This window comes from Proteiniphilum sp., from assembly GCF_034331125.1.
GTDB classification, from domain to species: domain Bacteria; phylum Bacteroidota; class Bacteroidia; order Bacteroidales; family Dysgonomonadaceae; genus Proteiniphilum; species Proteiniphilum saccharofermentans.
In genome coordinates this window covers 18,887-32,149 of the sequence record NZ_JAXQGC010000001.1, presented here as the reverse complement: position 1 = coordinate 32,149, position 13,263 = coordinate 18,887, and the positions used below count along the sequence as shown (strand labels likewise).

General features: G+C 46.4%; 13 protein-coding genes. 9 read left to right on the top strand and 4 right to left on the bottom strand.

The window, feature by feature from the left end; translation table 11 throughout:
- Window positions 1-88 precede the first annotated feature (88 nt).
- Both U2P89_RS00145 and U2P89_RS00140 read left to right on the top strand, forming a co-directional pair.
- Complete coding sequence (locus U2P89_RS00145; protein WP_322190304.1) at window positions 89-589, top strand: hypothetical protein; 501 nt, start codon at window positions 89-91, stop codon at window positions 587-589.
- A gap of 17 nt (window positions 590-606) precedes the next feature.
- On the top strand, window positions 607-2,805 hold the full coding sequence (locus U2P89_RS00140) for a peptidase domain-containing ABC transporter (RefSeq protein WP_092122818.1): 2,199 nt from the start codon (window positions 607-609) through the stop codon (window positions 2,803-2,805).
- A gap of 77 nt (window positions 2,806-2,882) precedes the next feature.
- Here the strand turns inward: U2P89_RS00140 and U2P89_RS00135 are convergent, their stop codons facing one another.
- Entirely contained in the window at window positions 2,883-3,230 is a 348-nt protein-coding gene (locus tag U2P89_RS00135) for a hypothetical protein (RefSeq protein ID WP_139224224.1), read from the bottom strand.
- On the opposite strand from U2P89_RS00135, the gene U2P89_RS00130 reads away from it, so the two are divergent.
- Complete coding sequence (locus U2P89_RS00130; RefSeq protein ID WP_139224223.1) at window positions 3,225-3,512, top strand: hypothetical protein; 288 nt, start codon at window positions 3,225-3,227, stop codon at window positions 3,510-3,512. The two genes, U2P89_RS00135 and U2P89_RS00130, sit on opposite strands and share 6 nt — an antisense overlap.
- A gap of 34 nt (window positions 3,513-3,546) precedes the next feature.
- Here U2P89_RS00130 and U2P89_RS00125 read toward each other — a convergent pair whose 3' ends face one another.
- The 3 genes from U2P89_RS00125 to U2P89_RS00115 all read right to left on the bottom strand — a co-directional run bounded on the left by U2P89_RS00125 (window position 3,547) and on the right by U2P89_RS00115 (window position 4,853).
- Entirely contained in the window at window positions 3,547-3,816 is a 270-nt protein-coding gene (locus tag U2P89_RS00125; protein WP_019541125.1) for a type II toxin-antitoxin system YafQ family toxin, read from the bottom strand.
- Window positions 3,813-4,070, bottom strand: a complete 258-nt coding sequence (locus tag U2P89_RS00120; protein WP_019541124.1) for a hypothetical protein — start codon at window positions 4,068-4,070, stop codon at window positions 3,813-3,815. The genes U2P89_RS00125 and U2P89_RS00120 overlap by 4 nt, the downstream gene beginning before the upstream one ends.
- A 489-nt stretch (window positions 4,071-4,559) precedes the next feature.
- Entirely contained in the window at window positions 4,560-4,853 is a 294-nt protein-coding gene (locus U2P89_RS00115) for a nucleotidyltransferase family protein (RefSeq protein WP_019541122.1), read from the bottom strand.
- Between the two features lie 202 nt (window positions 4,854-5,055).
- Here U2P89_RS00115 and U2P89_RS00110 point away from each other — a divergent pair, with 202 nt between their 5' ends.
- From U2P89_RS00110 to U2P89_RS00085, 6 genes are all read left to right on the top strand, one after another.
- Window positions 5,056-6,051 (top strand): DMT family transporter, encoded by a 996-nt coding sequence (locus U2P89_RS00110; RefSeq protein ID WP_322190303.1) that lies wholly within the window; start codon window positions 5,056-5,058, stop codon window positions 6,049-6,051.
- A 174-nt stretch (window positions 6,052-6,225) separates the two neighbouring features.
- Window positions 6,226-7,242 (top strand): tRNA (adenosine(37)-N6)-threonylcarbamoyltransferase complex transferase subunit TsaD, encoded by a 1,017-nt coding sequence (gene tsaD, locus U2P89_RS00105; protein WP_091907352.1) that lies wholly within the window; start codon window positions 6,226-6,228, stop codon window positions 7,240-7,242.
- A 249-nt stretch (window positions 7,243-7,491) separates the two neighbouring features.
- Complete coding sequence (locus tag U2P89_RS00100) at window positions 7,492-8,298, top strand: formate/nitrite transporter family protein (RefSeq protein ID WP_322190302.1); 807 nt, start codon at window positions 7,492-7,494, stop codon at window positions 8,296-8,298.
- 40 nt (window positions 8,299-8,338) lie between these two features.
- Entirely contained in the window at window positions 8,339-10,579 is a 2,241-nt protein-coding gene (gene pflB / locus U2P89_RS00095) for a formate C-acetyltransferase (protein WP_322190301.1), read from the top strand.
- 179 nt (window positions 10,580-10,758) lie between these two features.
- Window positions 10,759-11,484, top strand: a complete 726-nt coding sequence (pflA, locus tag U2P89_RS00090; protein ID WP_313381170.1) for a pyruvate formate-lyase-activating protein — start codon at window positions 10,759-10,761, stop codon at window positions 11,482-11,484.
- A gap of 54 nt (window positions 11,485-11,538) precedes the next feature.
- The gene (locus U2P89_RS00085) at window positions 11,539-13,227 is read left to right on the top strand and encodes a glutamine--tRNA ligase/YqeY domain fusion protein (protein WP_313381172.1); all 1,689 of its coding nucleotides are present in this window, start codon (window positions 11,539-11,541) and stop codon (window positions 13,225-13,227) included.
- The last annotated feature ends 36 nt before the right edge of the window (window positions 13,228-13,263 follow it).

Below are 13,263 nucleotides of genomic sequence, written 5' to 3'. Positions count from 1 at the left end.
AATGATATAAAAATAAAACCGGCAAATATTGAGTTTTTGTCGGTTAATAGTGAAAGAAAATGGAACATTTGTGAATACATTCAATAATATGGGTAAATATAAGTCACTTTCTACTGGAGGGAATATTACTTATCGCTTTAAAGAAAATAGAGGAAATATCTATATAGGGGCTTATCATCATACCGATTATTTTGAAGAAATGAGTGCAAAACAAAGCTTCTCTTTAAGCGGAGGTATATGGGTGTATTATAAAAAATGGATATTCGGCGGAGATGTTAATTATAGAAATTATGTTTTTAGTCCAACTTCTAGGATAAAACAATTAACCCCCGCATACTCTCAGTTTCAGGTAAATTACAATTTTACAAAAGATTTTTATGTAGCTGTAGCAATACCTTATTTTATTGGTAAACTCAGTACAGAAACTATAACCCAAGTCGGGACATACAACTCATACTATAAGATTCGGATGACAGATGCTTCATCTCATCCTTGGATTTTACTCCGCTATACTTTCAGAAAAAACAGTAAACAAAAAATCAAATTGGATAATGTTGTAAATAGCAAAGAAGAAGGAATTTCTTTATAATTCAAAGCTACAAAGCCATGCCTTTCCCCTTCACCCAACAACCCGACGCAATGGACTGCGGCCCCGCCTGCCTGAGGATGGTGTCCGGGCATTACGGCAAGCGGTACACGCTGGAGCACCTGCGCGAAAACTGCTTTATCGGCCGTGACGGGGTCTCGTTGTTGGGTATCAGCCGCGCCGCGGAAAAACTTGGCTTTCATACCGTGGGAGGGCGTCTTACCTTCGACAAGCTAGCTGAGAAAGCGCCACTGCCCTGCATCGTCCACTGGAACCAGGAACATTTCGTGGTGGTGTACGGGATAAGGAAAAACAAAAAGGGCTATAAAATTTCTGTAGCCGACCCCGGCAAGGGCCTACTTATCTATTCACGCGAAGAGTTCTGCGACCGGTGGGTCAGTACCCGTACGGGTGGTGAGGAAAAAGGGGTAGCCTTGCTGCTGGAACCCACCAGCCTCTTTTATGAACAGGAAGGAGATGCCGCCCCAACGCAAAACCGCCTGAAGTTCCTCTGGAAATACCTGCTCAAATACAAACGCTTTTTCACGCAATTAATCCTCGGCTTGTTTATCGGCAGCCTGTTGCAACTCATCTTCCCGTTCCTTACCCAGGCCATCGTGGACACTGGCATCTCCGGGAAAGACATCGGCTTTATCTGGCTGGTGCTCATCGCCCAGATGATGCTGCTGTTCAGCCGCACCGCAATCGACTTCATCCGCCGCAAGATACTGCTGCATATCAGCACCCGCATCAACGTCTCCCTCATCTCCGACTTCTTTATCAAACTGATGAAACTGCCCATGAAGTTCTTCGACACCAAGCTCACGGGCGACCTGTTGCAACGCATCGAAGACCACCGCCGCATTGAGAACTTCCTCACCAACCAGACCATCACGGTGCTGTTCTCCGCCTTTACCTTCGTGATCTTCTCGGTGGTGCTGTTCATCTACAATGTGCCCGTCTTCGCCGTGTTCCTCGCCGGCAGCATCCTCTACGGCCTGTGGATCATGGTATTCCTGAAAAAGCGGCGCGTGTTGGATTACAAGATGTTCGAGCAACAGGGCATCAACCGGAACGTGACGTACCAGTTGATCACCGGCATGCAGGAGATCAAACTCCAGGGGTGCGAACAGCGCAAGCGCTGGGAGTGGGAAGACGTGCAGGCGGACCTGTTCGACGTGAACCTGCAATCGCTCAATTTGCGACAGAATCAGGAGGCGGGTAGCATTCTAATCAACGAGTTAAAAAATGTTCTGGTGACGGTGCTGGCGGCCACCGCCGTCATAAGCGGGAACCTTACCCTGGGGATGATGCTGGCCATCCAGTACATCATCGGTCAGTTGAACAGCCCGGTTGAACAGATAATGAACTTCATCTACCAGTGGCAGGACGTGGGCATCAGCCTCGACCGCATGAACGAGATCCACACGCAGCGCAACGAGGAGGACGAGCACCGGACTGTGGCGGAGTTGCCCATAGACCGTTCCATCCATGTTCAACACCTATGCTTCAAATACGACGGTGCGCGGCCGGACTACGTGCTGGACAACATCGGCCTGGTTATACCCCAAGGGAAGGTGACAGCCATCGTGGGTGCGAGCGGCAGCGGGAAGACCACACTGGTAAAACTGTTACTGGGCTACTACGCCCCCGATGAAGGCCAGATCACCGTTGGGACAACCGGACTGGAAGACATGAACCTGACCTGGTGGCGCACCCAATGCGGGGCGGTGATGCAGGACGGTTACCTGTTCTCCGACACCATCGCCCGCAACATCGCCGTGGCGGGCGACGAGGTGGATGTGGAGCGGTTGCGCCATGCCGCCCGTATAGCGAACATTGCGGAAGATATCGGACGCCTGCCGCTGGGCTACAACACGAGGATCGGGCAGGACGGTCAGGGCGTGAGCCAGGGGCAGCGGCAGCGCATCCTTATCGCGCGGGTGGTGTACAAGGACCCGCCGTTCATCTTCCTCGACGAGGCGACCAACTCGCTGGACGCGAACAATGAGCGGACCATCGTGGAGAACCTGGAAGCCTTCTACCGGGACAAAACGGTGGTCGTAGTAGCACACCGCCTCAGCACGGTAAAAAATGCGGATCAGATCGTGGTACTCGACGGCGGACGCATCGCCGAAACGGGAACCCACGGGGAACTGACTGGGAAACGGGGAAAGTATTACGAACTGGTGAAGAACCAGTTGGAGCTGGGGAATTAACAGTTAAAAGTGAAAAACTAAAAACTGAAAACTAAAAACTAAAAGTGAAATCTGCGGGTAAGTGGGGGCAAACAAGTTTACTTAAGTTTGCCGGGCGGGAGCAGATTGCACGGAGTGAAAATACTAATGTGCCGGTTAGTAGATCCCGACAAGTCGGGATAACTTGTTCCGATTCTTCGGTAAGTAGTGATAATGAGATAATTGCAAACCCATGAGTAAAGATGGAAGAGAATAAACCAATAGAACTGCGCAGCGAAAAGGTGCGGAACATTATCGGGCGGATGCCCCCGGTGCTGGTGCGGCACGGCACCGTCATGGTCGTTGCCGCGTTGCTGGTACTGGCGGGTCTTGCCGCGTTTGTCCCGTACCAGCCGAAAATTTCCATAGAGATCTCCGCCGCCCAGGATGAAAAGGGAGAGGTGCATTATACGGCGCGGATACCGCAGCGTGCGATGGCGCAACGGGATAAAATCGCATTTATCGCGGGCAGCCCCCCGGTGGAAGGCCCCATGCCGGTGCGTTTCATCTTCCATGATGTTCCCGACACGCTGCATGTTTCCCGTTCGGGAGGCTGGCACGAAGTGGAGGTCTATCCCGTGGACCACGACGGGCAGGCCATTAAAATACCGGCGCCCTTTACTTTTCCCGCGAAAATAGAGTTGAAATACACCACTTTTTTGAAATGGATTGTACGAAAAGTGGAATAAACCGTGGCTTTCCATTCATTTTCCGGTAAAATCTTTAAAATAATTCCGAATGGCTGCCAATCCGAACAATCTGTATATATTCATTGTTCTCGTCTAACCAAATGAGCAAAAAATCGGGATCAATATGACATTCCATGCAGCCCTTGTACTGTCCTATCAGTTTATGAGGTATGAAAGTCTCAGGGATTTCAATATCATTAATGAGCATGTATAAGACTTGATACAGTTTCTCCATCTTACGGGGATTGTTCCTGTACTTCTTTAAGTCTTTCTTTGCTTTGGTACTATAACGAAGCTCTTTCATTCGATATCGTTTACGGATTTCATGAAAGAATCAAAATCTTTCATGTCGATAGTCCCCGCATACTTGCCCGCTTTTGCCTCTTTAATGGCTGCCTTTGTCTCATCGTTCGGCTCGTTATAAACGCTCTCCATGAGAATACATTCTACATAGTTACTTAAGCTTCTATTCGTTCTTTTTGCCTCTGCTTTCAGTCTGCTAACTAAGTTTTCATTCAGCCTAAAAGCCGTTTGCTTTTTTGCCACTCTTGTTTCCATAATCACATTTGTGTTATATATCTATTTACTTTGTATTACAAATGTAATATATGTTTCCCAATTAGCAAAATATTCATGAATTGATGATGGGTGCGTTTCATCTTTTAAGACGTTCCCGAAACACTATATGTTTCCCGTTCGGGAGGCTGGTACGAAGTGGAGGTCTATCCCGTGGACCACGACGGGCAGGCCATTAAGATACCGGCTCCCTTTACTTTTCCTGCGAAAATAGAATTAAGATATACCACTTTCCTGAGGTGGGTGTTAGAAAAGAGAGACGCGTAATACAAAAAAGTAACGTTATTCTGATACAGCGTTTATGTCTTTTTTCATTTGTTTTATTACGGCTAAAAGTGGAGGTATATCGTTCGCAACATTCCATCTGCGGATTTTGTCAATTCATCTATATCCTTAATGTGAGCCGTACTTTTGAGCAAATTTTCAATCGTCGTTTCAACTTGCCCTAATGTCTCAATTATCAAAAACTTATCATGCATACACAATCTCACTCATAATGCGTTTAAGGAAAGAAGGGCGCAGGTTCTTGTGTTTGCGCACAACATCAACAGGCATATCGAAAAACTTTTCGAGTTCGGCGGGAAAGCTTACCAGCGATTTCAATCCCAACGACTTGCCTTCGTAATAAATATCGATATCGCTGTCTTCGGTCTGTTCGCCGCGTGCCACAGAACCGAAAATTCCAATGCGCTCTATGCCGTACTCTTCGGCGTATTGCAATTTAAACTGTTTCAGTTTCTGCAAATATTCATCGGTAGTCATCATTGCTATATAGCTTTTAACACCTACAAAAATAAGACTTTACTCTCAAATTTACAAGATTTATTTGATTGAACTCTTTGTAAGCGGGAAAGCTAAAAAACGATTACTAAATTCTTTTCCATTATCTTTGCATCCGTTTTATCAAAAAGGCTACTACTATTTTTGAAATGTGTTTAGGATTTTCGTGAGTTGGAAATAGAAAGAAATGAATCGGAATAAATTCACTGGAGGTATTTTTGTTTTTCTTGGGGCATGCAGCTTCGGAGTTCTATCGACGATTGTAAAAAATGCGTATGAGGAAGGTTACACCCTCGGACAAATAACCGGAAGCCAGGCTTTCCTGGGAATGGTGATGTTGTGGGCGCTCTATTCCTTGCAAAAGTTTCTGTTCGGGGCAGGGAACCGCACTCCTTTGGGAGCTGCTGGAAACGCTTCCTCAGGCCGGATAGTGCGTAGCGGAGAACAGCCCCTCCGGTCGCTTGCTGGTGACAATAGTTCTCCAGGCCGGACCGCCTGGTGGAAAGTGGCTTTTGCCGGGATCTTCACAGGATTGGTTGGTATTTTTTACTATCAGTGCATAAAACTATTACCCGCATCCATTGCCATTATCCTGTTGATGCAATATCTGTGGATCAGCATTTTGATTGAAGCGGTCCTGTTCAGAAAAAAATCGCATAGAATGCAACTGATTGCCGCTTCAATAGTGCTTGTCGGCACGGTGTTCGCGGCAGGTATATTTAACGAGGCTGTGACTTTAAATATAAAAGGGATAGGATTTGGCTTGTTGGCTGCATTTTGTTATGCCCTGTTCCTGATAGCAAGCGGTAGGGTAGGGAATGATCTGCCGGTTTTGAAAAAAGGGGCATTGATGATTACCGGCTCCTGTATTGTCACCTGGATGATTTTTCCACCGTTATTTTTGTTTGATGGACTGTTTTTCGACGGACTTTATAAATGGGGATTGATGCTGGCATTGCTTGGAACCGTTATTCCTCCTCTGTTTTTTTCTTTCGGCATGCCGCGTACCGGAGTTTCGTTGGGCGCTATCCTTAGCGCAGCAGAGTTGCCGGTCGCAGTGGTCTCTTCCAGTTTTATCCTTCAGGAGAATGTACAGGCGCTTCAATGGGTAGGGGTATTCCTTATTCTCTTTGCCATCGTGCTTACAAATATAAAATTCCGGAGAACAGCAAACAATATATAAGTGTTATTCACCTGTTGAGTTCATGTGAATCGCTTCATGTAGCAACCGAATGTTTTTTATAAGTGAATACAAGGGGTAAAACTTATTTTGACTCTGTTGAACGTAGAAAACATCTAAAATTTACAAAGTAAATTTGAATGACAATCAATAACAACTGAATTACAATTGAACCAGATGATTACAATATTAGGTATAGAGTCTTCCTGTGATGATACTTCCGCTGCCGTTATCCGCGACGGAGTGATCCTCTCGAACGTGATCGCCGGTCAGGCAGTCCATGAACGATATGGTGGCGTAGTGCCGGAACTGGCATCACGCGCGCACCAGCAAAATATCATCCCCGTAGTACATGACGCACTGAAACAGGCCGGCATCACAAAAGAGGAGATCTCGGCTGTGGCTTTTACACGGGGACCGGGACTGTTGGGCTCATTGCTGGTTGGCACATCGTTCGCAAAAGGATTCTCATCGGCACTGAATATTCCAATGATCGAGATCAACCATCTTCAGGCGCATGTGCTGGCACATTTCATTAAAGAGGATGAACATGATACCAGTCAACCCGAATTTCCCTTTCTCTGCCTGCTGGTTTCGGGAGGCAACTCGCAGATCATATTGGTGAAGTCTTATGACGATATGGAGATCGTGGGGCAGACCATCGACGATGCCGCGGGAGAAGCGTTCGACAAGTGCGCCAAGGTGATGGGTTTGGGTTATCCGGGAGGCCCGGTGGTAGACCGACTGGCTAAATTGGGGAATTCCGGCAGGTTTAAATTCAGTAAACCGCATATCGCAGGTTACGATTATAGTTTTAGCGGATTGAAAACATCATTCCTTTATTTTCTTCGTGATGAGTTGAAAAAAGATGACGGTTTTATTGAAAAAAACAAGGAAGATCTTTGTGCATCGCTACAAAAGACTATTATCGAGATCCTGATGGACAAACTCTACCATGCAGCCAAAGACCTGCAGATAAAAGAGGTGGCGGTAGCCGGAGGTGTATCGGCCAACTCAGGTCTGCGGGCTGCTTTTGAAGAATATAGCCGCCGTTACGGATGGAAGATCCATATTCCAAAGTTTGCTTATACTACCGATAATGCCGCTATGGTCGCTATTTCCGGATATTATAAATATCTGGATAGCCAATTTTGTGCCCCGGATGTGATACCTTACGCCAGAGTATCGATATGATAATTACGATTACCTAAAGAGTCTGTAATTAAAACATCGCAAGACGAACGCTTTGGTTGCATTTATAGCCACTTGCATAACTTAGGTAATATATTTGAAATTAATTGTGGAAATATTTCCGTAATTAAAGGTTAAATCGTATCTTTGCATCCGATTTGATTAAGATTGTTAAGGGTTATACGGAAAATACTTTTCTTGCGATAAAGAATTTCCCTTTATTACTCTTGGTTTATGTTTTAGGAAGGCAATATGAATTATTATACTCCGGCAGAAGCTGCCGAAGCGTTTAGAATCACAGCAATTAATAAGTCGAAGCTCCCGTTTCTACATTTTGCTATCGCGGCTATCCTCGGTGGGGCATTTATTGCACTCGGCGGGTTACTGACTGTAATGGTTGCCGGAGGAATGCCGGAAACCGGTAGTACTAATCCGGGACTGGTGAAGTTTGTGGCAGGGGCACTCTTCCCGGTGGGACTTATCATGGTCTCAGTCACCGGAGCCGACCTGTTTACCAGCGACTGTGCCGGTTTGACTTTTCCGTTACTGAAGAGACAACTGTCAGTGGAAAAAGTGGTTAAAATACTTCTTCTCTCTTACCTCTTTAATTTCGTCGGAGCACAATTCATTGCTTTCGTATTATCTGCCAATGTAGGTTTATTCGATAAGGAACCCTGGCAATCTTATCTGCATCATTATTCCGAAGCAAAAGTGAATCAGGATTTCGTACGTGTATTCATAAAGGGGATCGCAGCTAACTGGCTGGTATGCCTTGGTATGTTTATGGGATACACGGCGAAGGACATCACCGGGAAAAGCATAGCTATCTGGATTCCTATCATGATCTTTGTTGTGCTTGGCTACGAACACTCTGTCGCCAATATGTTTTTCATTCCGGCGGCGATATATAGTGGAGCCGATATCACCTGGGCCGGTTTTCTTTCGAAAAATCTGTTTCCCGCGACACTTGGCAATATTGTGGGTGGCATGTTACTGGTCGGAACGGTCTATTGGTACCTGTTCCTTCGTCAACCGCAAAAAACAGATAAGCATAATTAAAAATACAATATATCAACATTACAAAATAAATATATCAACGATGAATAATCAGCATGAATCTTGGAAAGGCTTTAAAGGAGAAGTCTGGAGAAACGAAATCAATGTAAGGGATTTCATTATGAACAACTATACACCGTATGAGGGTGATGATAGTTTTCTGGTTTCTTCCACAGAACGTACCCGTAAAGTCTGGGACAAGTTGACGGAAATGTTCAAGGAAGAGCAGGCCAAAGGCGTGTATGATGCCGAAACCAAATATCCGCAGGAAATAGACACCTACGGGCCGGGATATATCGACAAGGATAATGAAGTGATCGTCGGTTTGCAGACCGATGCGCCGCTCAAGCGCGGGATCTTCCCGAAGGGAGGTATCCGCATGGTAGAAAACGCACTGAACGCATATGGGTACGAACTCGATCCCATGACCAAAGAGATTTATACCCGCTATCGGAAGACGCACAACGAAGGTGTTTTTTCGGCTTATACCGACGAGATGGTCGCTGCCCGGCGGTCGGCTATCATTACCGGATTGCCCGATGCTTACGGTCGCGGCCGTATTATCGGTGATTACCGCCGTGTACCGCTGTACGGAACAACTACTTTGATTGCAGAAAAGAAAGATTTTCTGAAACGCCTCGATATCCAGGAAATTACCGAAGATATAATACAGCGTCGTGAAGAGATATCTGAACAGATCAAAGCGTTGAAAGCTTTTGAAAAAATGTGTAACGGATATGGATTCAATGTGACCGAACCGGCAAAGAATGCCCGCGAAGCCGTGCAGTTCCTTTATTTTGCTTATCTGGCGGCCGTAAAAGACCAGGATGGAGCGGCCATGTCGATCGGACGTACTTCGACTTTCCTTGATATTTATATCGAAAAAGATATCAAAGCCGGTTTTCTGACTGAAGAAGAAGCACAGGAATTGATAGACCAGCTTATCATAAAGTTGCGTATCGTACGCTTCCTGCGCACACCGGATTATAACGACCTCTTCTCAGGCGACCCGGTATGGGTGACCGAATCGCTGGGCGGACAGACCGTGGACGGACGTACTTTGGTGACAAGGACTTCGTTCCGTTACCTCCATACGCTCTACAACCTGGGCCCGGCTCCGGAACCTAACCTGACGGTACTCTGGTCGCAAAACTCTCCCGAGAACTGGAAGAAATTCTGTTCAAAAGTATCGGTAGATACCTCTGCCATCCAGTATGAGAATGACGACCTGATGCGTCCCGATTATGGTGATGACTACGGGATTGCCTGCTGCGTATCGCCGATGAAGATAGGGAAACAGATGCAGTTGTTCGGTGCACGCGCCAATCTGGCCAAGTGTCTGTTGTACGCCATCAACGGTGGTCGTGATGAGAAATCGGGTGTGCAGGTGGCACCTAAGTTTGAGGGTATCACTTCCGAGTACCTCGATTATGATGAGGTAATGGCGAAATTCGAGCAGATGATGCGCTGGCTGGCGAAAGTATACGTCAACGCGTTGAAAATCATCCACTACATGCACGATAAATACGCTTATGAAGCATTTGAAATGTCGCTTCACGACGGCGATGTGCAACGTATCCGGGCGACAGGTATTGCGGGTCTTTCTATTGTGGCCGATTCGCTCGCAGCGATCCGTGATACGAAGGTGAAAGTGATCCGTGACGAACGGGGGATTGCCGTAGACTTCGAACGGGAAGGCGATTATGTACCTTTCGGAAACAACGACGACAGAACAGACCAGATCGCGGTGGATATTACCCGTAAGTTCATGGGGTATCTTCGCCAGCACGAAACATACCGCAATGCCATTTCTACGCAATCGATCCTTACCATCACCTCTAACGTGGTATATGGAAAGAAGACCGGGGCCACTCCCGACGGCCGTCCCGCCGGAACACCTTTTGCACCGGGAGCAAACCCGATGAACGGTCGCGATACCAAAGGAGCGGTAGCCGCATTGGCTTCGGTAGCGAAATTGCCGTTCCAGCACGCACACGACGGCATATCCTATACCTTTGCCGTTTCTCCGGGAACGCTCGGAAAGGAGCGGAACGTACAAATAACCAATATGGTCGGCCTGCTCGACGGATATTTCACTTCAGATGGCGGACAGCATCTCAACGTGAATGTGTTCGACAAGGATCTGCTGGTGGATGCGATGAATCATCCCGAAAATTATCCGCAGCTGACAATCCGTGTTTCGGGTTACGCGGTTAATTTTGTGAAGCTGACCAAAGAGCAACAGTTGGATGTGATCTCCAGGACGATCAATCATTCACTATAGATTTTCCATAATTGTAACTAAGGCGGAGTCCTTTAGATGTTTTGTGGGGTACCCATAGCTCGCAGTGAGCGTAAAAAGAGTAGCTGTTTGAGCGAAGCGAGTTCTACTCTTTTAGCGTACGAGAGCTATAACGGGTCACAAAACATCGTCAGACGAACGCCTTAGTTGCATACTTTTATATGTTAGGACGCATTCATTCGCTGGAGAGTTTCGGAACGGTCGATGGACCGGGGATCCGCTTTGTGGTTTTCCTGCAAGGCTGCCCTTTGCGTTGCCTTTATTGCCATAATCCCGATACATGGGATCCGAAACAAACCGGAAAATACGTCCTTTCTCCTGAAGAACTGCTGACAGAAGTTCTTCGTTATAAGAGTTTCATAGCCAAAGGTGGCGTGACTGTCACCGGCGGAGAACCGCTCTTGCAACCGGAATTCTTGAATGAATTTTTCTCCTTGTGCAAAGAGAACGGGATCCATACCGCACTCGATACTTCCGGAGCCATCTTTACAGAAGCAGGACAGAAGGTCTTTGACATAGTGGATCTGGTATTGCTCGATGTGAAATCGATCGATGCGGACCAACATAAAAAACTGACCGGAGTACGGATCGATAATACGCTTCAATCCCTCAATTATCTTGAAGAAAAAAACAAACCCACTTGGGTTCGCCATGTGATTGTACCGGGATGGACAGATGACGACCTGTTACTGAAAAGAACAGCCGACTACCTGGCTCCTTATCGCTGTATCGAAAAAGTGGAGTTGCTGCCATATCATGATATGGCAGCCCGTAAATATGAGCAGTTGGGAATGGAATATCGACTGGAAAACACATCACCTCTATCGAAAGAAAGACTCGAAAACGCCCGTAATATTTTTAGGAATGTCGGACTTCAGGTGTTGTAATGATTTTTTTCGCTAAATTTGCAGGTTGAAAACAGAATATTATTAACGATACATATGATGGAAAAAGAACAATCCATAGTCGAGGAGGGCAGGAAAAACCTTAATTTTATAGAACAGATAGTAGAGAATGATCTGAAAGAAGGAAAAAATGGAGGTCGGATACAGACCCGTTTCCCGCCTGAACCGAACGGTTATCTGCATATCGGGCATGCTAAAGCCATTTGCCTTGATTTCGGTATCGCGGAAAGATATGGCGGTATTTGTAACCTCCGTTTCGATGATACCAATCCTGTAAAAGAGGATATGGAGTATGTGGATTCCATCATGGAAGATATAAAATGGCTTGGGTTTCATTGGGAAAACGTCTATTACGCATCCGACTATTTCAAACAATTGTGGGACTTTGCCGTACAGCTTATCAAAGAAGGCAAAGCTTATGTGGATGAGCAATCGGCAGAAGAGATCGCGAAACAGAAGGGAACGCCTACTATACCGGGAACGCATAGTCCGTATCGTGACCGACCCAGTGAGGAATCACTGGAATTGTTCGAAAAGATGAATAGCGGTGAGATCCCCGAAGGAAAGATGGTATTGCGTGCCAAGATAGATATGGCTTCATCGAATATGCATTTCCGCGACCCCATTATCTACCGGGTAATCCATATTCCTCACCATCGTACAGGCACACAATGGAAAGCTTATCCGATGTACGATTTCGCACATGGTCAGTCTGATTATTTTGAGGGAGTAACCCATTCGCTTTGTACGTTGGAGTTCGAAGTGCACCGTCCACTGTACGACTGGTTCCTTGATCAACTGGCCGATAGTGATTACCGTCCGCGTCAGACCGAATTCAACCGTCTGAACCTCACTTATACGGTGATGAGTAAGCGTAAGTTATTGCAATTGGTACAGGAAAAGCTGGTTTCGGGATGGGACGATCCACGGATGCCGACGCTGACCGGTATGCGCCGCAGAGGATATACGGCGCAGGCTATTCGTAATTTCATAGATAAGATAGGTTATACGAAATATGAAGCCATCAACGACGTGTCGCTGTTGGAACATGCAGTACGTGAAGACCTGAACGCGCATGCAATACGTGTATCGGGTGTAATTGATCCCATCAAGTTGATCCTTACCAACTATCCGGAAGATCAGGTAGAGGAGATGGAGGCTATCAATAATCCTGAAGATGAAAGTATGGGTAGCAGAAAAGTGAAATTCAGCCGTGAACTGTGGATTGAACGTGATGATTTCATGGAAGAAGCTCCTAAAAAATATTTTCGTCTTACACCGGGTAACGAGGTACGTCTGAAAAATGGATATATCGTAAAATGTACCGGTTGCAGGAAAGATGAAGAGGGGAACGTGACAGAGGTGTATGCCGAATATGATCCGATGACGAAAAGCGGTATGCCCGACTCGAACCGCAAAGTGAAAGGAACTATCCACTGGGTATCCGTATCTCACAGCTTAGACGCGGAAGTGAGGCTTTATGACCGTCTTTTCATGGTGGAAGATCCGGCTAGTGAAAAGGAAAAAGATTTCAGGGAACTGTTGAATCCTGATTCGCTTATCGTGAAAAAAGGATGTAAGGTGGAGGAATATCTGAAAGATGCCAAACCGCTGGATAGTTTCCAGTTTCAACGGATCGGTTATTTCAACGTGGATCGTGATTCTACCGAAGATACTTTAGTGTTTAACCGTACAGTAGCACTGAAAGATTCCTGGAAAAAATGAGGCCTGTCTTTTCTTTATTGGGTGGCTACATTAGAA